At 59.0% G+C, this 21,436-nt stretch carries 20 protein-coding genes; 8 read left to right on the forward strand and 12 right to left on the reverse strand.

The window, feature by feature from the left end; genetic code table 11:
* Positions 1 to 3 precede the first annotated feature (3 nt).
* Positions 4 to 969, reverse strand: coding sequence for a tRNA dihydrouridine synthase DusB (dusB, locus tag I6L34_RS14645; protein ID WP_019445016.1), 966 nt, complete (start codon positions 967 to 969; stop codon positions 4 to 6).
* A 292-nt stretch (positions 970 to 1,261) separates the two neighbouring features.
* On the opposite strand from dusB, the gene I6L34_RS14650 reads away from it, so the two are divergent.
* The 4 genes from I6L34_RS14650 (at position 1,262) to I6L34_RS14665 (ending at position 6,087) form a co-directional block, all read left to right on the forward strand.
* Positions 1,262 to 2,659 carry a TolC family protein gene (locus tag I6L34_RS14650; RefSeq protein WP_075115365.1) on the forward strand — a complete coding sequence of 466 codons (1,398 nt, stop codon included), beginning with the start codon at positions 1,262 to 1,264 and terminating at the stop codon, positions 2,657 to 2,659.
* A gap of 73 nt (positions 2,660 to 2,732) precedes the next feature.
* Entirely contained in the window at positions 2,733 to 3,737 is a 1,005-nt protein-coding gene (locus I6L34_RS14655) for an HlyD family secretion protein (RefSeq protein WP_081042885.1), read from the forward strand.
* Positions 3,737 to 4,891: an ABC transporter permease gene (locus I6L34_RS14660; protein ID WP_075115366.1), complete on the forward strand. Its 1,155-nt coding sequence runs from the start codon at positions 3,737 to 3,739 to the stop codon at positions 4,889 to 4,891. Before I6L34_RS14655 ends, I6L34_RS14660 begins: the two co-directional genes overlap by 1 nt.
* A complete protein-coding gene (locus tag I6L34_RS14665) occupies positions 4,891 to 6,087 on the forward strand; it encodes an ABC transporter permease (RefSeq protein ID WP_058057218.1) in 1,197 nt (398 codons plus the stop codon). Before I6L34_RS14660 ends, I6L34_RS14665 begins: the two co-directional genes overlap by 1 nt.
* A gap of 110 nt (positions 6,088 to 6,197) precedes the next feature.
* Here I6L34_RS14665 and I6L34_RS14670 read toward each other — a convergent pair whose 3' ends face one another.
* The 3 genes from I6L34_RS14670 to I6L34_RS14680 form a co-directional block, all read right to left on the reverse strand.
* A complete protein-coding gene (locus I6L34_RS14670) occupies positions 6,198 to 6,833 on the reverse strand; it encodes an NAD(P)-dependent oxidoreductase (protein WP_216954893.1) in 636 nt (211 codons plus the stop codon).
* Positions 6,834 to 6,966: 133 nt separating this feature from the next.
* Complete coding sequence (locus I6L34_RS14675) at positions 6,967 to 7,821, reverse strand: DnaA/Hda family protein (RefSeq protein WP_005349200.1); 855 nt, start codon at positions 7,819 to 7,821, stop codon at positions 6,967 to 6,969.
* Between the two features lie 71 nt (positions 7,822 to 7,892).
* Positions 7,893 to 8,591: a DnaT-like ssDNA-binding domain-containing protein gene (locus I6L34_RS14680; RefSeq protein WP_021231965.1), complete on the reverse strand. Its 699-nt coding sequence runs from the start codon at positions 8,589 to 8,591 to the stop codon at positions 7,893 to 7,895.
* Positions 8,592 to 8,829: 238 nt separating this feature from the next.
* Here I6L34_RS14680 and I6L34_RS14685 point away from each other — a divergent pair, with 238 nt between their 5' ends.
* Positions 8,830 to 9,801 (forward strand): response regulator, encoded by a 972-nt coding sequence (locus tag I6L34_RS14685; RefSeq protein ID WP_058057220.1) that lies wholly within the window; start codon positions 8,830 to 8,832, stop codon positions 9,799 to 9,801.
* A 74-nt stretch (positions 9,802 to 9,875) separates the two neighbouring features.
* Here I6L34_RS14685 and I6L34_RS14690 read toward each other — a convergent pair whose 3' ends face one another.
* From I6L34_RS14690 to I6L34_RS14710, 5 genes are all read right to left on the reverse strand, one after another.
* Positions 9,876 to 11,273 carry a peptide MFS transporter gene (locus I6L34_RS14690; RefSeq protein ID WP_058057221.1) on the reverse strand — a complete coding sequence of 466 codons (1,398 nt, stop codon included), beginning with the start codon at positions 11,271 to 11,273 and terminating at the stop codon, positions 9,876 to 9,878.
* A gap of 213 nt (positions 11,274 to 11,486) precedes the next feature.
* Positions 11,487 to 12,398 (reverse strand): UTP--glucose-1-phosphate uridylyltransferase GalU, encoded by a 912-nt coding sequence (galU, locus tag I6L34_RS14695; protein WP_005339121.1) that lies wholly within the window; start codon positions 12,396 to 12,398, stop codon positions 11,487 to 11,489.
* Positions 12,399 to 12,494: 96 nt separating this feature from the next.
* Positions 12,495 to 12,815 carry a ComEA family DNA-binding protein gene (locus I6L34_RS14700; protein ID WP_058057222.1) on the reverse strand — a complete coding sequence of 107 codons (321 nt, stop codon included), beginning with the start codon at positions 12,813 to 12,815 and terminating at the stop codon, positions 12,495 to 12,497.
* A gap of 378 nt (positions 12,816 to 13,193) precedes the next feature.
* Positions 13,194 to 15,374 (reverse strand): phosphate acetyltransferase, encoded by a 2,181-nt coding sequence (gene pta / locus I6L34_RS14705; RefSeq protein ID WP_005339119.1) that lies wholly within the window; start codon positions 15,372 to 15,374, stop codon positions 13,194 to 13,196.
* A gap of 55 nt (positions 15,375 to 15,429) precedes the next feature.
* Positions 15,430 to 16,632, reverse strand: coding sequence for an acetate kinase (locus I6L34_RS14710; RefSeq protein WP_005339118.1), 1,203 nt, complete (start codon positions 16,630 to 16,632; stop codon positions 15,430 to 15,432).
* Between the two features lie 304 nt (positions 16,633 to 16,936).
* Here I6L34_RS14710 and yfbV point away from each other — a divergent pair, with 304 nt between their 5' ends.
* Positions 16,937 to 17,377, forward strand: a complete 441-nt coding sequence (gene yfbV / locus I6L34_RS14715) for a terminus macrodomain insulation protein YfbV (RefSeq protein WP_005339116.1) — start codon at positions 16,937 to 16,939, stop codon at positions 17,375 to 17,377.
* Positions 17,378 to 17,437: 60 nt separating this feature from the next.
* On the opposite strand, the gene I6L34_RS14720 is transcribed toward yfbV, so the two are convergent.
* From I6L34_RS14720 to I6L34_RS14730, 3 genes are all read right to left on the reverse strand, one after another.
* On the reverse strand, positions 17,438 to 17,938 hold the full coding sequence (locus I6L34_RS14720) for a YfbU family protein (protein ID WP_058059490.1): 501 nt from the start codon (positions 17,936 to 17,938) through the stop codon (positions 17,438 to 17,440).
* 162 nt (positions 17,939 to 18,100) lie between these two features.
* Complete coding sequence (gene bcp / locus I6L34_RS14725; RefSeq protein WP_005358255.1) at positions 18,101 to 18,565, reverse strand: thioredoxin-dependent thiol peroxidase; 465 nt, start codon at positions 18,563 to 18,565, stop codon at positions 18,101 to 18,103.
* A gap of 24 nt (positions 18,566 to 18,589) precedes the next feature.
* On the reverse strand, positions 18,590 to 19,123 hold the full coding sequence (locus I6L34_RS14730; protein WP_005349229.1) for a glycine cleavage system protein R: 534 nt from the start codon (positions 19,121 to 19,123) through the stop codon (positions 18,590 to 18,592).
* 205 nt (positions 19,124 to 19,328) lie between these two features.
* Between I6L34_RS14730 and dapA the strand changes: the two genes are divergently transcribed.
* Together dapA and bamC are read left to right on the forward strand one after the other, a co-directional pair.
* A complete protein-coding gene (gene dapA, locus I6L34_RS14735) occupies positions 19,329 to 20,216 on the forward strand; it encodes a 4-hydroxy-tetrahydrodipicolinate synthase (RefSeq protein ID WP_113740504.1) in 888 nt (295 codons plus the stop codon).
* A complete protein-coding gene (bamC, locus tag I6L34_RS14740; protein ID WP_005349235.1) occupies positions 20,209 to 21,336 on the forward strand; it encodes an outer membrane protein assembly factor BamC in 1,128 nt (375 codons plus the stop codon). The genes dapA and bamC overlap by 8 nt, the downstream gene beginning before the upstream one ends.
* Positions 21,337 to 21,436: the final 100 nt, after the last annotated feature.

Below are 21,436 nucleotides of genomic sequence, written 5' to 3' on the forward strand. Positions count from 1 at the left end.
TTGTTAACCTAATCCATCGAAATACGCTTCGAGTGCCTCAAGTTGCGCGTCTGCGCAATCCAGGGCATTGAAGTGCTTACGGAATTCTCGGCCCGTCTCTTCTTCATCCAGATACCAGCCCACGTGTTTACGGGCTATGCGCGCTCCCAGATATGCACCATAAAACCGGTGCAGGTTGGTTACATGCTCGTTCATCAGGGTGCGAACCTCTTCCCTCTCGGGAGGCGGCAGCTTGGTGCCCGTCTCAAGAAAATGACGGATTTCCCGGAAAATCCAGGGTCGTCCTTGCGCAGCTCGGCCGATCATCACGGCGTCGACACCGGTATAGTCGAGGACATACCGGGCTTTCTCCGGGCTGTTGATGTCACCATTGGCGACAACAGGAATCGATACGGCCTGCTTAATCGCCCTGATCGTGTCGTACTCCGCTTCGCCCTTGTAGAGGCAGGCACGGGTACGACCATGCACGGCGAGGGCCGCGATACCGCAATCTTCGGCGATTCGGGCGATCTCCACGCCATTGCGGTTATCCGGATCCCATCCTGTGCGGATCTTCAAGGTGACAGGCACCTCCACTGCATCCACCACGGCCCGGCAAATTGCTTTGACCTGATCGGGGGCTCGCAGCAGGGCAGAACCTGCCAACTTCTTATTCACTTTTTTTGCCGGACATCCCATGTTGATGTCGACGATCTGTGCGCCCTGCTCCACGTTGTAGCGGGCAGCAAACGCCATCATCTCGGGGTCGGCTCCGGCAATCTGGACCGATCGTAATCCGCCTTCTGCAGAGTGATCCATCCTCATCCGGGTTTTCTGGGTATCCCAGACATCCGGGTTGGCCAGCAGCATCTCGGAAACGGCCATGCCAGCCCCCAATCGCAAACAAAGTTCACGGAATGGTCGGTCAGTTACACCGGCCATGGGAGCCACAATCAAGGGAGTTTCAAGCGTGTGGGGACCTATCTGCATTCCACGGTTACCATCGGCTTAGGGCGGCGTATATTACGCATTTTTTAGGCAGGAGAAAAGGTTAGTATTTGAGCGTCAGCCATTTTTTTCTGAAAAAAACGTCGCGCCAAGGCTTGCAAATTCTGGAGTTATTGAAAAACGGCCAGATTGCCGGAGAGTGAGCGTTGTACCATTCGGGTCGGACGCCTGCATAATTGTCAGTCCACTTGCAGGCCCTCTTTGCGTTATGATAGCGGGCTTAAGTCGAGCAAATGCTCCAAACATTTATGCAACAAAAGCGGATTGGGGATCTATGACGTCAAGGTTCATTAAATCACTCTGGCCGTGTCTGATGGGGGCCGTGCTGGGGTCGGCGCAGGCGCAAACCATCAGTTTCGGCGAAGCCTGGACCCGGGTCATCCAGCAGGATGAAGGGCTGGCTGCCGAGCAGGCCGGGGTCGATCGGGCCAAGCAGCTGCGCGAGGCGGCCAAGGACATGTATCTGCCCAAGGTGGATCTGGGGGCCAGCTATACCCATCTTGATCAGCCGATTGAACTTGATGCCCTCGATCTCAATCCGCTGGCCAAGCAGAAAGATCTGATCTTGGCGCTCGGCAGCCTGTTCGGGGTCGGGGCCAACGCATTTGTCACCCCCCTGACCAAACAGAATGTGGTGACCAGCTCGGTCAAGATGCTTTGGCCGCTGTTTGCCGGTGGTCGCATCGATGCGGCGCAGGATATCCGCCAGGCGCAGGTGAGCGAGGCGCAGCAGCTGCTGGTGCTCAAGCAGCAATCCACCTTCGAGAGCCTCTCCCAGACCTATTTCGGCGTGGTGCTGGCTGCTCAGGTGGTGCAGACCAAAGAGGAGATCGAAGAGGGGCTCGCCCACCATCTGGATCATGCCAAGAAGCTCGAAGCGCAGGGGCAGATAGCCAGGGTGGAGCGCCTCTCCGCTCAGTCGGCCTATGATCGGGCCCGCATCGATACCCAGAAGGCACGCCGCAGCCTCGAGATCGCCGAGCTGGCCCTCGGCCGCATGCTGAAGTTGCCAAATGCCCAGCCGGGCAGCGGCCTGTTCGTCAACAAGGAGCTGCCGCGCCTTGAGGGGTTGGTGAGCCAGACCCTGGAGGTGCACCCCGGTCTCAAGCTGCTCAGTGCCAAGAAGGAGCAGGCCAAGGGGATGATCCGGGTCGAGCAGGGCAAATATGCCCCTGAGGTGTTTCTGTTCGGTAACTACAACCTCTATGAAGATGATTCGCTCGCCTCCAAGACCACGCCGGACTGGCTGGTGGGGGTGGGGGTCAGCATGCCGCTGGTGAGCCGCGATGGCCGCTCCGAGACGGTACAGGCCGCCAAGAGCGCCGAGCTGCAAGTCAATCTGCTGCAGGCCAAGACCCGCGAGGATCTGGAGTTGCTGGTAGAGAAGACCTGGCGCGAAGCGGCGCAGGGGCTGGAGGAGTATCAATCCCTCTCTTCCACCCAGGCGTTGGCAGAGGAGAATGTGCTGCTGCGGGACAAGGCCTTCGGTCAGGGACTCTCTACCTCCCTTGATGTGGTGGATGCCCAAAACCAGCTGGCGGGGGTCAAGACCCAGCGCGCAGCGGCGGCCTATCAATATGTGGTGTCGCTGGCCCGCCTGCTGGCGCTCTCCGGCCAGATGAACAGTTTCAATCAATATCAGCACGGTCAGGTGATCGAGGTGAACTCATGATCCCGGTCCTGTCTGTTCCTTTTTTCATGTCTTTTCCGACCGTCAAGGGTCGCCCGTTTGTCGAGGTGAAGTGATGAGCCATCCCCCCATCAAAAAGAAGATGAGCCAGGGTAAACCTCTGTTGTTGCCGCTGGCGCTGGTGATCCTGGTGGTCTGGCTCGGCTGGCGCTTCTGGCTCGCTTATCAGCCGGAGCCGGTGCATCTGCAAGGGCAGATTGAAGCGCAGCAGTACTCGGTCTCCTCCAAGGTGCCGGGTCGCATCGACGAGGTGCTGGTGAAAAAGGGCGAGCAGCTGACCAAGGATCAACTGGTTTTTACCCTGGCGAGCCCCGAGATTGAAGCCAAGTTGAGCCAGGCCAAGGCGGGTGAGGCGGCTGCGGGCGCCATGGCGCAAGAGGCGGAGAAAGGGGCCCGTGCCCAACAGATCGCTGCCGCCAAGGATCAGTGGCAAAAAGCCAAGGCTGCCGCCCAGCTGCGTGGCAAGACCTATGAGCGGGTCGCCAGTCTGCACCGAGATGGCGTAATGCCGCTGCAAAAGCGAGACGAGGCCTGGACTGCCTGGCAAGCTGCACGCTACAGCGAAGGGATGGCGTGGCAGCAATATCAGATGGCGCTGGAAGGGGCGCGGGAAGAGACCAAGATCGCCGCCCGCGAGAAGGCCAAGATGGCGGCGGGTTCCGTGGCCGAGGTTGAGGCCTATCTGGCCGATACCCGCATCACCAGCCCCCACAATGGTGAAGTGAGTCAGGTACTGCTGCGCAGCGGCGAGCTGGCGCCGCAAGGCTTCCCGGTGGTGACCCTGCTCGACATGAGCGATGCCTGGGCCCAGTTCCACGTGCGCGAGGATCTGCTGCCCCGCTTCCCGGTCGGTACCGAGTTTGATGCCCGCATCCCGGGTCTTGGCGACCAGATGGTGCGCTTCAAGGTGACCCATGTGGCCGTGATGGGTGATTTCGCCACCTGGCGTGCCACCGATACCAGTCAGGGTTTCGATATGAAGAGCTTCCAGGTGGAGGCTCGCCCGCTGCAACCGGTTGAGGGGCTGCGGGTTGGCATGAGTGTGCTGGTTGAACTCTGATGGGACGTGAATTTCGGCTGCTGTGGCAGGATCCGTTCAGTCGTGCCCTGATGAGCTGGGTGCCGCTGCTGCTGATGGGGATCCTCTGCTGGATCTTCTCGGCAGGGCTGGCCCGCGACCTCAAGGTGGGGCTGGTGGATCTCGACCACAGCATGCTCTCGCGCCAGCTCGCCTTCTCGCTGGATGGCTCGGCCGGGCTCAAGGTGGCGCAACAGTTTGACTCCATCGAGGCCGGGGCGCGCGCCTTGCGCGGTGGCGACATCTATGCGCTGGTGGTGATCCCCAACCATCTGGAGCGGGATGCCCGTCAGGGCACCCAGCCGCAGGTAACGGTGTTCAACAACGGCCAGTTCATCCTGATCGCCAAGCTGGTCAACTCGGCGCTGGCGCAGGTGGTAGGCACCCTTAACGGTCAGGTCGGCGTGCTGGAGGCGATGGCCGATGGCAAGGCGCTGCCTGGCGCGCTCGGGCAGTCGGTGCCTATCAGCAGTCAGGTGACTGCGCTCTATAACCTCAACTCCAGCTATGCCCAATTTCTGCTGAGCGCCATTCTGCCCGCGGTGTGGCAGATCCTGGTGGTGCTGTTTGGCCTCAATGCACTGGCCCGTACCGATCGGCTGGGGCTGGACTGGACCACTCGCGGGGTCTGGTTTGGCCTCTGGCGCACCCTGCTGCCCCACGTGCTGATTGGCTGGGGTTGGGGGATAGTCTGGACTCTGCTGCTGTTCAAGGGCTTCTCCTACCCCATGCACGGCAGCTGGCTAGTGCTGGTGGTGGGTCTGGGGCTCGCCTCGGCCGCCTGCGTCACCATGGGGGCCTTCTTTTACGGCATCATTCGGGATCCGGCCCGCGCCCTGTCGCTGGCGGGGGCTTACACGGCGCCCGGTTTTGCCTTTATGGGGGTCACCTTTCCGGTGAGCGCCATGGGGGATTTCGCCCGCTTCTGGCGCAGCCTGTTGCCGGTCTCTCACTATGTGGAGCTGCAGATTGGTCAGAGCAACTACGGTCTGCCTCTCGCATCGGCGTTGCCGCAACTGGGGGCGCTGCTGCTGTTTCTGCTTCCCTTGCTGCTGGTGGTACGTCGTTACAAGCAGCAGGCCGAGCTGGCCCGTCAATCAGCCGCAGTGGCGAGCGCCGAAAAGGAGCCTGAGTGATGCTGGGATTTGTCGATCTGTTGCGCCTAGAGCTGCGCACCCTGCTGGCGGATCGCGCCATCATGCTGACCCTGTTTGGCGGGGTGATCTTCTACTCGTTTCTCTATCCCCAGCCCTATCTGCATCAGCTGCCGCGGGAAGAGGCGGTGGTGGTGGTCAACGACGATGGCAGTCAGCTGTCCCGTCAGCTGGAGTTTATGGCCGATGCCACGCCGCAGGTGAAGCTGGTGGCGCGGGCCAATTCGCTGGCCGAGGCGCGCCAGCTGATGATGGCCGGGGAGGCGAGCGGCATCCTGCATATCCCCAACCACTTCTATCGGGATCTGATGCAGGGCAAGAGCGTCACCCTGAGCTATGCCGGTGATGCCTCCTACTTTCTGGTCTACGGCACCATTGCCGAAGGACTGGCACAGGCTGGGGGTACCCTCGCTGCGCAGGTGAAGGTGGCGCGGCTGTTGAGCCACGGCGAGGCGCTACCACAAGCGGCCATGGGCTGGAATGCGGTGGCCCTCAACGTGGTGCCGGTGTTCAACCCCACCATGGGCTATGTGAATTACGTGGTGCCGGCGGTATTCGTGCTGATCCTCCATCAGGTGCTGCTGATGGGGGCGGGGATCCTGGGGGCGACCCAGAACCAGCGCAGCTGCCGCGGCGAGCACGGTTACTGGCAAAGCGCGCCGGTGTTGCCGTTGCTGTTGGCCAGAACCCTGGTGCTGGCGGGGTTGTTCCTGCTGCCGGTGAGCTACTTCCTCGGCTTCTGCTTCGATCACTACAACATCGCCCGTCATGCCGATCCGCTGGAGCTGTGGCTGTTCGCCCTGCCGTTCCTGCTGGCGACCTGCTGGTTCGGTATTGTGCTGGGCGCCATCTTTACCCGGCGGGATCTGCCGACTCAGGTGGTGTTGATCTCCTCTCTGCCGCTGGTCTTTCTGGCGGGCTTTATCTGGCCGCTGGAGCTGATCCCGGCGCCCCTCAACTGGCTGGCTCAGTGGGTGCCCACTATCCCCGCCATCGAGGGTTTTCTGCGCCTCAACCAGATGGGGGCCGACTTTGCGCAGGTCTCCCGCTACTGGTGGCAGCAGTGGGGTCTGGCGCTGCTCTACGGTGTGCTGGCCTGCCTGTTGCTGCGTTGGCGGCAGCGGTCGCTGCCGGTTGCTCGCCCGTCAGTCGTGCAGGGTGAAACGACCGCCGGTTAAGCGGGATGGTGCAAGCGCGAGCAAGATGGCGTGTGCGGTAAAGCGAAAACGGTCAGCCCTTGGGCTGACCGTTTTGCTATGTGGTGGGTATGAGCGGTTTTACTGCTGCTTTAGCCGCGCTGGATCGTGGGATCCCCGATGGCGTAGATCTGCCCCACTGCTGTCTCATCCGCCAGCAGGCGTAGTCCTTGGGTGGCCACATCGGCACGGCGTACCAGTCCATGAACCTCCTTGCCCTGACTCAGCTCGGCGCGGCCAGTGGCGTCGCCATCCTGCAGGCCCGCCGGGCGCAGAATGGTCCACGCGAGGGCGCTGGTCTGCAGCCAGCTTTCCGCCAGACTCTTGAGGCGTACCTCGTGACCGAAGGCGGCTCGGGCCCGCTGCGGCAAATATTGCCAGCTGTCGCCACAGCCGAGGGAGGTGACCAGCAGCAGTCGTTTCAGGCCTGCCTGCTCCATGGCATCGATCACATGACGGTTGCCCTGATAGTCCACCGGCGCGGCCTGACGGAAGCTGCCGAGGGTAGAGACGACTTGTGCATCTTGCCCCGCCAGAACACATGCCTGCTGCACCGCAGCCAGCTCCAGCGCATCCCCTTCGATCACCTCGACTCCCAGCTCCCCCAGTTCCGTGGCCATCTCGGGGTTGCGTACCAGCGCAACGACCCGGTGACCCTGGCTCAGGGCGTGATGAGTAAAGGCGCGGCCCAGCCCGCGGCTGGCTCCGAAAATCAGTGTGGTTGGCATAGATGAGCTCCCTTGGCAAAAGGGGCTAGCCTAGTGGCTTGTTCGCCTACTGTAAATGAGAGTTGTTTCTATTTGTGAGCTGGCAGGGAGGAGAGAGTGCGAGCCGCCAGCGACTCGCACTCTTTGGGAGGGATCAGCCGTTGTAGTTGCCGATGCTGGGGCGACGGCTGGGGCCACTCAGGTGGATATCCACCGGATTGAATGCCTTGATCGCTTCATAGCTGAAATCACCGATCGCCTGATGCAGGCTCTGGGGCGTGTGGTTGGTGATGATGATGACGCTCTTTGACAGGTTGCGACGGCGGCGCAGCAGGTGGCCGAGGAAGCTGGACTGACTCTCCGCCATCTTGGCGCGGTTGGCCGATACCTCATCGATGATCAGCAGATCCACCTCTTCCAGCGCGCGGCGGTACTGGTTGCGCTCGTCCTGATCGGGGATCACGTTGAAGAACAGCCGATCGACGATGGAGGCCCACTGCTGGAAGATCACCGATTTCTGGTGACGGGCGATCAGCTCATGCGCCACCGCCCCCGCCAGGGTCGACTTGCCGGTGCCGTAGTCGCCGTAGATCAGCATGCAGCCGCCACCGCTCTTCTCCCAGTGCTCGAAGCCGCTGATAAAGTAACGGGCTGTTTCGATAGGGTATTGCAGCGCCGGGTCACCGGCATCCATCTTGTCAAATACCCAGTCAGGGTTGAGGTCGGCCTGGGCGATCAGCTTCTGGATCCGCTCCTGACGGGCTGCCTTCTGCAGCTCGCGCACCTCGGCGTTGGCCTTGGCATCATACTCCTTGCGCAGGGTCTCGTAGTCATACTGACCGCCGCCGGTCTCTTGTTGCAGGCGACGAATGCGCTCCAGCAGGCCACCCACATGGCGGCTCAATTCCGGGTCGTGAATACGGTGATCCTGCTTGGCCTTGGCGATCTTCTGGCGCTTGGCTTCGATCTCTTCCAGCTCCTGGCGCAGGGGATCTTGCGGGTCAGTCATGGAATGCTCCTTCTGCTCGATCAGGGATGGGTAGACAAGGGGTTGATTCTGCCTGCAGGCGGGGGCCGCTATCAATCATTATCCGGCTCCTGCTGCGCTGCGGGTTCTTGCGTCTGCTGTTGGGCCAGTCGCTTGGCCTCTTCAATCATCTGTTGGGCCCGTTTGCTCGGGCCCGACTCTGGCGGGGCCGGCGTCACCTGCTGGTAGCCCTGCACCTCCATCGGTTTGCGACGGGTATAGCGGCGGGTCTTGAGGGCGCGAATAAACTTGAGCATCCATTGATGCTGGGAGTCGAACACCTCGGGGCGCCCCAGCCAGTAGGCGATAAACTCCCCCAGATCCTCTTCGCTGTAGCTGGCATCGATCACTCCGCACAGACGGGCGAGGGCGGGCAGCTCTTCGTCCGGTCGCCACTGCAGGTGCATCTGGAAGGGGCGCTCCGGCAGCGGGCTGCGCAATTTCTGGGTCAGCAGCGGCAACTGGAACGGGCACTGATGGTAGTGCTCACTCTCGGGCTGAGCTTCGACCTGCAGCAGGCCCGCCTCCATCAGTTCATCGAACAGCTCGGTGAGCTGGCGGGCATTGACCTGAAACGAAAAGCCGCAGGGATCGCCCGGGTCGACCACTGCCAGCGCCCGACCCAGCTCGGGATAGTTGAGCCGGGCCGCCTGATTTTCCAGCACCAGTCGGCGCAGCTGCAGGGTGTAGAGACTGCGAGCCGGATGGGACAATCTGGGGTGGGCAAGTGCGCTGTATTCGGCTGGGGTCATGGTCTTCTTCACGAGCTGGAGTGGGGGGCATTATCCCTTATGGCGCCCACTTGCACAATTCGGATGGGGTTGCGACATAGCGAGGAGATACGGCACTGCTATGTGGTTGTTAATAGAGCTATCTGTATTTCAGAATCTGACCAAGGTCTATTTTTGACACATCGTTTCCGCGGATGCCGGACTTTTGAACTAGTCTTAATACCTAAATAACCAATTGACTAATAAGAGCTTTATCAAGATGTTAAGAGCCGGGCTACGGATCCTGATGGTGGAGGACGAAGCTGTTTTTCGCCACTCGTTAGTGAGTTACCTCGCACGGGACGGTGCAACGGTGTTTCAGGCCGAAGATGGTATTGAGGGGCTGTCGGCGGCGGCCCTCTACCATCCTGATGTGGTGCTCTGCGATCTCAATATGCCCAATATGGATGGCCACGAGGTGATCGCCTGCCTCTCTGCGCGCTATCCCCATATTCCGGTTATCGTTATTTCGGCCCAGAGCACCATGGAGGCGGTTGCCAGCGCCTTGCGTGCCGGTGCGCGGGATTATCTGCTCAAACCCCTCGAGGATTACGCGCTGGTAGAGCGCAGCATCGAACAGTGTCTCAATGGCAGCGCCAACCGGGCGCAGCAACTGGAGCTGATGGATCACATCGACTATTTCAGTGCCCACGACAAGGCGGCCAGCCGCCTGCTGGCGGGGCTCAAGCCGCCGGGCTTGCAGGAGTGGGGCCCCTGGCAGGTCACGTTCAAGGGGCTGGGTCAGTTGTTTATTCCCGATACCTTCAAGGTGGAAGACAAGCTGCTGGTGCTGGTGATGGAGCTGCCGATCATGGGGACGGATGCGGCATTTTGTGGTGCGCTGGTGCGCTCCTTGATGAACGTTCCCTACCGCCAGTTTCAGCAGAACGAGAGCCGGTTGCTGAGCCAGCCGCACCGGTTGCTAGAATACCTCAACCATCAGTTGATGGCGTCCGGGCTTCGCCACTCTTTTGCCATGGCGGCGCTGCTGTTTGATCAGCATGATGGGTTGGTGTTTGCCAACGCAGGGCTCACCTCTCCCCACTGGCTGATGCGCTCCGGCGGCTTGCCCCTTGGCCTGATGCTCAGTAGCCACTACGCCCTGCACAAACGCAGCTGGCATGAACCGTTCGCCCTGCAGTTTCGCAGCGACAGCGGCGGCTCGCTGGATGTGCAGGTTCGTCATCACTGATGCCGCCTGATAAACAGGCTAAAACAAACAGGGCGCCGATGGGCGCCCTGTTTGTTGTTTACAATCCTGACCGTTTAGACGGTGGCGGATTGCAGTTTCTTCTCTTGAGCTTGCGGCTCTTTGGCCGGGCCTTCGGCACCGTGCATCCAGTAAACCAGGCGGTTGGCCATGGTCAGCAGGATCAGGGCGCTCAGTACCGCAGCCAGGGCGATGCCACCGAAGATGGCGATCGGACCGGCTTCACCCACGAAGGAGCCGATAAAGCCCGCAGCGTAGTTGGCTAGGGCAACGAAGCCAAACCAGGCACCCATCATCAGGGAGGCCAGACGCAACGGAGCCAGTTTGGTCACCATGGAGAGGCCGATCGGGGAGAGGCAGAGCTCGCCCAGGGTGTGGAACAGGTAAGCACCTACCAGCCAGAACATGGAGGTCTTGACGGTGTTGTCACCACCCTGCTGCAGCACGGCACCGACCATGAACAGGAAGCCGATAGCCAGGAACAGCAGACCCATGGCGAATTTCACCGGAGAGTTCGGCTCTTTCTTGCCGAGCTTGATCCAGATGGCCGCAACGATCGGTGCCAGGGTGATAATGAAGAAGGGGTTCAGGGACTGGAACCAGGCGGTCGGTACTTCGAAGCTGCCGATCATGCGGTCGGTATACTCCTGGGTGTAGAGGTTCATCAGACCACCGGCCTGCTCGAAACCGGCCCAGAAGATGATGGTGAACAGACCCAGTACCAGAATAACCTTGATGCGATCCACTTCCTGCTTGGTTAGCGGTGCTTTCTGCTCGGTAGTACGCAGGGCGGCTGCGCGCTGGGCGGCAGTGACGCGACCGATGTCACCCAGGAAACGCTGGGCCATGGTGGCCTGGATCACCAGAGAGAGCAGCATACCGATACCGGCGCCGACGAAGGCTGCTTGCCAGCCGTAGGCCGTAGCGGCAGCACCACAGATCACACCTGCCAGCAGGGAACCCAGGTTGATACCCATGTAGAAGATGGTGAAAGCACCATCACGGCGGTGATCGCCCTCTTCATAGAGGTCACCCACCATGGTGGAGATGTTCGGTTTGAACAGGCCGTTACCCACGATCAGCAGCGCGAGGCCCGCATAGAACATGGTGTTGACCATATCCGGGAACATGGCGTGGGGCAGTGCCAGAGTGAACTGACCTGCGGCCATCAGCACGGCACCGATCAGGATGGCGCGACGTTGACCCAGGAAGGTGTCAGCCAGCCAGCCGCCGATCAGCGGAGTGATATAAACCAGACCGGTATAGATACCGTAGAGTTTGAGGGCATCTGCCTGACTCCAGCCCAGACCGCCGTTGGCAGTCAAGTCGGTCAGATAGAGAACCAGTACGGCACGCATGCCGTAATAGGAGAATCTCTCCCACAGTTCGGTACTAAAGAGCAAAAAAAGCCCTTTAGGGTGACCTAAAAAGGTCCCTTTTGACGGGTTATTCATTGGAACTTCCACCTGTGTCTTATATTTTTTTGAGTTTTTTATGCAAGGGCGAGAAACACGCCTCAATCCTTATAGAGCATGTGTGAATAAATTACAACATTATGATTTGCTGAGAGTTTATTTACTCTTGATTGATTTTTTGTTGCAAAAATGAAAAAGGAGCATCATTTGATGCCCCTTAAATACGTCTATAAAAAACAGATTTATCAGCGATTACAACTGCTTGACGAACTGCTTCAGCCAGCCGATGAATTCACCATTCAGCTCGTGATGGCGTACACCATATTCCACATTGGCTTTCATGTAACCGAGCTTGCTGCCGCAATCGTGGCTCTTGCCCTTCATGAAGTAGGCGTTGACCTGCTCCTGCTCCATTAGCATGGCGATGGCGTCAGTCAGCTGGATCTCGTCACCGGCACCGGCCGGGGTCTTCTCCAGCAGCGGCCAGATATTGGAGGAGAGGACGTAACGACCCACCACCGCCAGATTGGAGGGGGCCTCGTCACGGGGCGGCTTCTCGACAATGGCCTGCATCGGCAGGGACATCCCCTCGCTCAGGGCCTCGCCCTTGATGTCGGCGATGCCATACTTGTCCACTTCGCTCTCGGGAACCGCTTCCACCATGATCTGGCTGATCTGGTTCTCTTCGAACATGTGCACCATCTCGGCCAGGTTGTCTTTTTTCGGGTCGCTGGCCACTTCATCAATCAGTACGTCCGGCAGCAGCACGGCAAACGGGTTGTCACCGATCAGCGGGCGGGCGCAGAGCACAGCGTGGCCCAGCCCTTTGGCCTCACCCTGACGGACGTGCATGATGGTGACGTCTTTCGGGCAGATCTGTTGTACCTCTTCCAGCAGCTGACGCTTGACTCGCTTCTCGAGGGTCGCTTCTAGTTCGAAACTCTTGTCGAAGTGGTTTTCGATGGAGTTTTTACTGGAGTGGGTGACCAGCACGATCTCTTTGATACCGGCGGCGATGGCTTCGCGCACTACGTACTGGATCAGCGGTTTGTCGACCACCGGCAACATCTCTTTCGGGATGGCCTTGGTGGCTGGCAGCATACGGGTACCCAGACCGGCTACCGGGAGCACGGCCTTGCGAACTGTCAGAGGAGTCTTTTTCATGGAAAACTATCCAGCGGGATTAAAGTGCGGCCATGATACTCCAAGAAAAATGGGGCAGCCACAGGCTACCCCATTCGTATATGCAGAGCTCGGACGTTATTTGACGATGATCATGTCACGGTTGGCTTCCAGCGTGGCCGGGCCAATGCCATTGACATCTGCCAGCTGATCGACCGAGGTGAACTTTCCCTGTTTTTCCCGATAGTCGACGATGGCTTGTGCCTTCTTGTCGCCAATCCCTTTCAGGCTGGTGAGTTCGGCAAGGGTGGCCGTATTGATGTTCAGCTTGCCGGTCTCCTTGGCGACCTCGGCTGTGGTTGTTTGCTTGGGTGCTGTCTTATCTGCGGCCAGCACGGGTTGGCTGAACAGGGGCAAGCAGGCCAGCAGCATGACTGCAGAGAGCTTCTTCATCAGCATTTCCATTCCTCCATGATGTGGATATTGCCGAGTGGCACATTGATGAATAGCGTATCGAACGGGTCTTTTTCACTGCTATTTCTAACAGGTCAAATTCTCATGCCGATGGTGGCGGATTTGCTATAAGCGCTTAGCCATGAATGCCGCCATATAGCCAACCCTATGATCTGGAATGTATTTCAGATGCATCTTTGATTTGACGAGCAGACTTCCCCGAGATGCTCTGCTCAAACCGTTGTGGAGGTGCCGGATGGCATTATTCTGCGCAACAAGGTGCTGATGGCATGTTTCACTAGTCTTCAAAGAGAGAATCAATAAAAAAGGCTGCTCACCTGGGGTGAGCAGCCTTTGTGATCGGTTTTTTCAGACAGGCACTGATTAGGCTTGTTCGTCAGCCTGTGCTGCCTGGATACCGGTCAGGGCGATGGTGTAGACGATGTCGTCAACCAGGGCGCCACGGGAGAGGTCATTGACCGGCTTGCGCATGCCTTGCAGCATCGGGCCGATGGAGACCAGGTCAGCGGAACGCTGCACCGCTTTGTAAGTGGTGTTACCGGTATTCAGGTCAGGGAACACGAACACGGTGGCTTTACCGGCAACCGGTGAGTTCGGTGCCTTGGACTTGGCCACGTTCTCCATGATGGCCGCGTCGTACTGCAGGGGGCCGTCGATGATGAGGTCGGGGCGCTTGGCCTTGGCCAGCTCGGTCGCTTCACGCACTTTCTCTACATCGGCACCGGCGCCAGAGGTACCGGTGGAGTAGGAGATCATGGCTACGCGCGGCTCGATGCCGAACGCGGCAGCAGAGTCGGCGGACTGGATGGCGATTTCGGCCAGCTGCTCGGCAGTCGGATCCGGGTTGATCGCGCAGTCACCGTAGACCAGAACCTGGTCAGGCAGCAGCATGAAGAAGATGGAGGAGATCAGGGAAGAGCCCGGAGCGGTCTTGATGATCTGCATCGGCGGACGGATGGTGTTGGCCGTGGTGTGCACCGCGCCGGATACCAGGCCGTCAACTTCGTTGCGCTCCAGCATCATGGTACCCAGTACCACGTTGTCTTCCAGCTGCTCGCGAGCAACCACTTCGGTCATGCCCTTGTTCTTGCGCAGCTCGACCAGACGCGGCACATAACGCTCGCGTACAACGGCCGGATCGATGATTTCGACGCGATCGGTCAGTACCACACCCTGCTGCTCGGCAACGCGACGGATCTCTTCCGGGTTACCCAGCAGCACCGGACGGGCGATGCCACGCTCGGCACAGATGGCGGCAGCCTTGATGGTGCGCGGCTCGTCGCCTTCCGGCAGCACGACACGCTTGTTGGCCTGACGGGCCAGCTCGGTCAGCTGATAACGGAATGCCGGCGGGCTCAGGCGACGGGAACGGGTAGAGCTGACGGTCAGCGACTCGATCCAGTGCTTGTCGATGTGGCCAGCCACATAGTCCTGCACCAGCTCGATACGCTCGCGGTCATCTTCCGGAATATCGACGTTGAAGTTCTGCAGACTGACGGCGGTCTGCCAGGTGTTGGTACCGGTCATCATGATCGGCAGGCCGGTGGCCATAGCCTGTTGGCACAGCGCCATGACCTGCGGCTCCGGATGATAGTTACCAGTCAGCAGCAGGGCGCCCAGCTTGACGCCGTTCATGGCGGAGAGGCAGGCGGAGACAATGACGTCAGAGCGGTCGCCGGAGGTCACCAGCAGGCTGCCCGGACGGAAGTGCTCGACCATGTTGTGGATGGAACGGGCACAGAAGGTCACGGTCTGCAGGCGACGGCTGTCCAGCTCACCCTTGTGCAGGATCTTGGCGGCCAGATGCTTGGCGAGATCCTTGGCGCGCGGGGCGATCAGCTGGGTGTTCCAGGGGATGCAACCCAGGATGCGCAGCGGGCTCTTGCCAAACACTTGCAGCACTTCCAGGTTGTGGGCGGCGTCGGAAGCGTGGTGATGGGCTTCGAACATCTCGGTCAGGTCAGGGCGGGTTACGCCATGCTCGTCAACCGGCGCGCCCACCTTGTTGATCACGCAGCCAACGATACGGGGGTTGTTGACACCACCGAAGTTGGAGCAGGCCAGTTCGATGCGCTCTTTCAGCTTCTGGCTGGAGTCATGGCCAGGGTGGGTCACGAATACCATGTCGGCATCCAGCGCCTTGGCAACGTCGTAGTTCAGCTTGTTGGCAAAGGGCTGCTTGTCGGTCGGCACCATACCTTCGACAACCAGCACTTCGGCACCGCTGGATTTCACGTGCTCTTCGAAGCGGGCAACGATCTCTTCCAGCAGGATATCGGTGTTGCTGGAGCTGATCATGTTCTCGGCGTAGGAGAGGGTGAAGGGCTCGGGCGGATTGATGTTGGCAGCTGCGCGGATAACGGCGGTTGAGCGCTCGGCACCGGTTTCACCCGGACGCGGCTGGGCAACCGGTTTGAAGAAGCTGACATTGACACCGTGACGCTCCATGGCGCGAACAACGCCAAGGCTTACGGAAGTTACGCCGACACCAGTGCCGACTGGGATAAGCATAATAGTGCGTGCCACTTTATACCCCTTGTTCATTTTTTGGGATCAGGAAAAGGCCGCCCTGGTGGGCGGCCTCGAGTTACTGCGTCAATTAAGCGCCGACCAGTTCCAGCGCGTCGTGGGCGATAACCCACTCTTCGTTGGTCGGGATTACCAGGGCCTTGGTAGAACCAGCCTTGGTGATCTCGCCACCCTTGCCGAAACGAGCCTTCAGGTTGGCGTCGTGATCGACGTCAAAGCCCAGCAGACCCAGCTTGTTCAGGGTGATTTCACGGATCGGGGCGGAGTTTTCACCGATACCACCGGTGAAAACAACGGCGTCCAGACGACCGTCCATGGCGGCAGCGTAGGCGCCGATGTACTTGGCCAGGCGATAGCAGTAAACGTCCATAGCACGCTTGGCTTCTTCTTTGCTGTCGTAGTTGTCTTCAACAAAACGGCAGTCGGAGGTTACTTCGGTCAGACCCTGCAGGCCGGACTCTTTGGTCAGCATGGTGTTGATATCGGCAACGCTCATGCCCAGCTTGTCGTGCAGGAAGAAGATGATGGCCGGGTCCAGATCGCCGGAGCGAGTACCCATCACCAGACCTTCCAGCGGGGTCAGACCCATGGAGGTATCAACGGATTTGCCGTTCTTGATGGCGCAGACGGAACCGCCGTTGCCCAGGTGGCAGTTGATGATGTTCAGCTCTTCAACCGGCTTGTTCAGCTGCTTGGCAGCTTCCAGGCTGATGTAGTAGTGGCTGGTGCCGTGAGCGCCGTAGCGACGGATGCCGTTCTCTTTGTAGAGCTTGTACGGCAAAGCGTACAGGAAGGCTTCTTCCGGCATGGATTGGTGGAACGCGGTATCGAATACGGCTACGTTCTTGTCAGCCAGTGCCGGGAATACGCGGCGGGCTTCACGGATACCGATCAGGTGAGCCGGGTTGTGCAGCGGTGCGTACGGAACGGCGGCTTCGATGCCGGCGATCACGTCGTCACAGATAACGACGGAAGAGGTGAAGCGCTCACCACCGTGAACAACACGGTGACCGATGGCGATCAGGTTCTTGGACAGTTCCGGATTGAGCGGCAGGATCTTGTTGACGATGAAGTCCAGCGCTTCCTGGTGAGCGGCACCAGCGCCCAGATCGGCACTGCCTTTCTCGCCATTCAGTTTCCACTTGATGCGGGCGTCGTCGAGGTTGAAGCACTCGGCCAGGCCGGACAGCAGGTCATCACCGGTGGTTGCGTCAATGACAGCAAACTTCAGGGAAGAGCTGCCACAGTTAAGAACAAGAACCAGCTTACTCATGAATAAATCCTATCGCAGATTGGGTTGTGTAGGCGGATGCGTTGGACGCCGGACGTCCAAAAACTTTCAACTTATCCTTATGAGGGTTGGCAATCTGTTGCTTGCCCCTTGTATAGTGATACAAGACCCGAAATCCAGACGTCCCTGACAGGTCAATAGCAAGATGCTTTTGACGCAAAAATGGGCGTACAAAGGATAACCCGATTGTTGAAAAATAACAAAGTCATCCTCAACCTTTGTTACTTTGCATCAAATTTTGTCGAGGTTTTGCCGTTAGTACGTTCAAAAAGCGCTCGGAGGTAGTATGAGCATGAACATTTTTGGAACTAAGTTACAGCAAGGCCGCCATTATATGACGCTTTGGCCGCGCCGTCCCGAGCTCAATTCGATGTTTCCTGAAAATCGGGTGATCAAGGCGACCGAATTCGCTCTCAAGGTGATTCCGGCGCTGGCGGTGCTGAGCGTGATGCTGCAGTTCCAGTTTGGCGAGCTGCACTACTGGCCTTCCGTCATCACTTCCGTACTGTTTCTGCTCAGTTTGCCGCTGCAGGGTTACTACTGGCTCGGTCAGCGGGCCGACACCCGGTTGCCCCCGTCGCTGGCGAGCTGGTATCGGGAGATCAACGGCAAGATGAACGAGCAGGGGGGTCGCCGTCAGCTGGTCTCCCAGCCTCGCTATGAAGAGCTGGCCGATACCCTCAAGGCTGCGTTTCAGCAGCTGGACAAATCGTTTCTCTACGAATAACCCGATTCAAACGTAAAAAAGGCGCCAGTGGCGCCTTTTTTGTTGTCTGATGGCATGCCATCAGGCTGCCAGCACTTTGCGGATCTCCTGAATGGAGAGCTTGTACTGACGTGGGCACTGACGCCATACAGTCAGCATCCGCTGGTACTTGTCGCGCATGGCGATGTCGCTGGAGAGCTCGTCGCACGGGCACTTGAGCTCGGGGAAGCGCTTGTCCACTTCCAGCAGGAAGCAGACATAGTCGGCCAGCTCCCGCTCCTGACTGCGGCTGTAGCCGTTGAACTCCAGCCGGCTGGCGTTGATCTCGCCCTGATCGGCGGCATCCAGATTACCCCATGAGATGGCCAGCGCGTGGTGCAGCTCGAGGGTATCAATCACCTCCTGGCAGGTCGCCAGATCCAGATGGCCGAAGCTCTTCTCCAGCTCGAGGATCTGCAGGCAGTAGCCGCGCTCGATGATGGTGCTGGCACGCTGGTAGAACTCCGCTTTCTCCGGATTGAGTTTTGCCAGAATTTCGTACTGGTTGCTCAGGATCAAACGCTCTGTGTTGCTCATGTTCATGGGATATCTCGCTGGAAGATGATTCTGGGGTCACGTTAACCCATATATAAAATGAATTTTTTGATCTGGGCGGGGGGTTGGTGAGAAAAATCTTCAGGCAAGAGATGGCTTGCCAGAACAAAAAGGCCTGCGTGGCAGGCCTTTTAATAATGCAGAGGAGGGTTACCCCTTGAGGAAATCCAGCACCACCTGATGGTGATCGCTGGTCTTGAACTTGTCGAAGTGGTGGGCAATCTTGCCCTCTTCGTCGATCAGGAAGCTCTGGCGGTGAATGCCGTCATACTCCTTGCCCATAAATTTCTTCGGGCCCCAGACGCCAAAGGCATCGGCGACGGCGTGGTCTTCATCAGCCAGCAGGGTGAAGTTGAGCTGGTCCCGCTCTTCGAACTTTTTCAGCCGTTTGGCCGGATCAGGGCTGATGCCAAGCACCACCACATTGAGGGCGGCCAACTCGGCGTTCACATCGCGCAGGCTGCAGGCCTGGGTGGTGCAGCCGGGGGTCATCGCCTTGGGGTAGAAATAGACCAGCACCTTCTTGCCGCGCAGGCCAGCGAGGCTGACCTGATTGCCATTCTGGTCGGGCAGGGAGAAATCGGGGGCGGGGCTGCCAGCTTGTAGTGGTTGCATGGGGTCTCCTCGGGTAAAACGCCCTCAGGCGTGTTTGCGATTGACGATAAACTCGAACGATTCGGCACCCAGTTGACGACAGAATTCGGCGAAGGCGGTTTGCGAACCTTCCACTTCACCCTCTCTGGCCAGATTGAGCTGAAAACTGATCTTCAGCAGGTTGAACGGCTGCTGCTCCAGGGTCATGGATTGCATCGCCTGAATGTTCCAGCCATGTTCGCTGAAGAACTGGGTGCACTGGCTTACGATGCCGGGCTCGTCGCGGATCAACAGGTCGGCACTGGCGCGGACGTCATACTGCAGGGACTGGTGGCGTTCGGTGCGTTTCATCATGGTGATGAGATCCCACTCCTGGCTGCGCAGGGGCAGGCTGATTTCGAGTTGCATCATGCTGTTCCAGTCGCCCGAGAGCAGCATGATAAAGGTAAATTCATTGCCGAAGATGCCAAGGCGGCTGTCCACAATGTTGCAACCACAGCCACTGACGTGGCGGGTCACTTCATTGACGATGCCAGGCCTGTCCGTGCCGATGGCCGTTACGACCAGGTAGTGAGTCATAAATCTTCTCTCGTCCGTTATTTCGTTGCGAAAGCCGCGCTGGCAAGCCAACCCTCCGGCCCTGATGACCACTCCCTGAGGGACGCTGCCGACTTTCGTCCATTACTTTTTGTTCCGGATGGTATCACGGCTTGCCCCCTCTCTCCCTTGTTTTTCAAAGGGGTCAGCTTTACCATTACGCCCCTGAAAATCGGGAGAAAAGTCCATGTTACGCGGTAGTATTGTTGCGCTCGTTACCCCCATGCTGGCTTCAGGTGAAGTCGATTGGGCCAGTCTGGCCAAACTGGTCGACTATCATGTCAGCGCCGGGACCAGCGCCATTGTTGCGGTGGGTACCACAGGGGAATCGGTGACCCTGAGCGAGCAGGAGCATATCGCCGTCGTTGAAAAGACCGTTGAGTATGCCGCCGGACGCATTCCCGTCATCGCCGGTTGCGGCTCCAACAATACTGCCCATGCCATTGAATTGACCAAACGACTGGCCAAAACCGGCGTGGTGGCAGGCCTCTCGGTGACTCCTTACTACAACAAGCCCACTCAGGAAGGTCTCTATCGCCACTATTGTGCGATCGCCGAGGCTAGTGGTCTGCCCCAAATTCTTTATAATGTGCCCGGTCGCACCTGTTGCGATCTCAAACCGGAGACCGTGGCCCGTCTGGCCAAGGTTCCCGGCATTATCGGTTTGAAAGAGGCAACCGGCGATTTGAGCCGCACCCCGCTGCTGCGCGAGCTGTGCGGGCCGGAGTTTGCCCTTTACAGTGGCGACGATGCCACTGGTTGTGATTTTATGCTGCAAGGTGGCGATGGCGTGATTTCTGTCACCACCAATATTGCAGCGGCCCAGATGGCCGACATGTGTCGTGCTGCGCTGGCCGGTGATGCCGGGCAGGCGCATGACATCAACAATCTCTTGATGCCGTTGCACAAGACTCTGTTCTGCGAACCGAGCCCCACCCCGGTGAAATGGGCCTGTGCCCAACTGGGGTTGATTGCAACAGCCACCTTGCGCCTGCCGCTGGTTGACCTCACCCCCGAGGGCGAACAGCTGATGGCGCGAGCACTGACCACAGCGGAGTTGATGGCGAGTGTTTAAATCTAATGGAAAGGGAAATAGAGCCCGTCTGGTGCTGAGCGTTGCGACTGTGGCCGTCTTGGCCGGTTGCAGCACCCCCCAGGATCGCAAAATGGCCAACCGCGACTTCGGTTATGAAGATGCCCGCCTCGAGGGCCGCGCGTTCTTGATCCCCGCAGGATTGAGTGCCCCCACCTTCAACAGCCAGTACGACATCCCGCCGCTTCCCGAGAGCAGCCGTGAAGGTGCCCTCGGCGCCCAGGTCGATGTGCGCCCACCCGCCCAACTGCTGACCGTGGTACCGGGCAGTCAGGTGGTGCAGAGTGCAACCGAACCGACCGTTGCCTTCTATGCCCTGAGCACCAGCCAGAGCGTGGAGCGCGATACCTGGTCGTTCCTGATGAACTTCCTGGCCAAATACAAGGTCACCACCGAGAAGCTGGATCAGCAGGATGGCGTATTGCAGACCGGCTGGTTTGACAACACGGTCGCTCTCGATGGCTGGGGTGAAGATGACGAAGATTTCAAAATCCGTCAGCGTTACCAGTTCACCGTGCGCAACGATGCCCAGCGCCACGCCGTCAACATGTCGGTCCGTGTACTGGATCACGAAGAGACCATCGACGGTGAGACCAGCAACAAGCTGACCCCTGCCGATGCTCAGCGCTATGCCGCGCGAGTGCTGAACCAGTTCTCGCTCTATTACGACAGCCAGCTGAAAGCCCGCGAGCAGCACAAGTCCAACGATGGCATGGGTCTGCAACTGGGTCTGGACAACAACGAGCTGAGCGCCTGGATTGCCGAAGGCTCCTTTGATCAGGTGTGGCGTCGCCTTAATCAGGTACTGCCCGCTTATGGTTTCACCATCAAGGATACCCAGCAGTCACTGGGCTGGATCGACGTCGAATACGAAGAGCCGGGCGCCGAGTTCTGGAAGGCGAAAGGGAGCGAGCCGTTCAAACTGGAGGAGGAGAAATACCGCTTCCAGCTTGGTGAAATGGCGGGAGGCAAGACCTCCATCACCCTGTTCGACAAGGACAAGAAGCCGGTATCGTCCGGGGTTATCTCCCAGATGTATATCAGCCTGTCCGAGGCGTTCGCCAAGGGGCTGGCCGATCAGGCAGCAGCAAAAGCAGAATAAATACAGGGGCCTTGTGCCCCTGTTTTGTTATCAAAATCCCCCTGAAAACGCGGGGATTCCGAGCGGTTTTCGATGATGCGAGCCCCTTGCCAGCCCGTTG

Origin of the sequence: Aeromonas sp. FDAARGOS 1404 (assembly GCF_019047085.1) — a bacterium.
In the GTDB taxonomy this organism is placed as follows: Bacteria; Pseudomonadota; Gammaproteobacteria; order Enterobacterales; family Aeromonadaceae; genus Aeromonas; species Aeromonas veronii.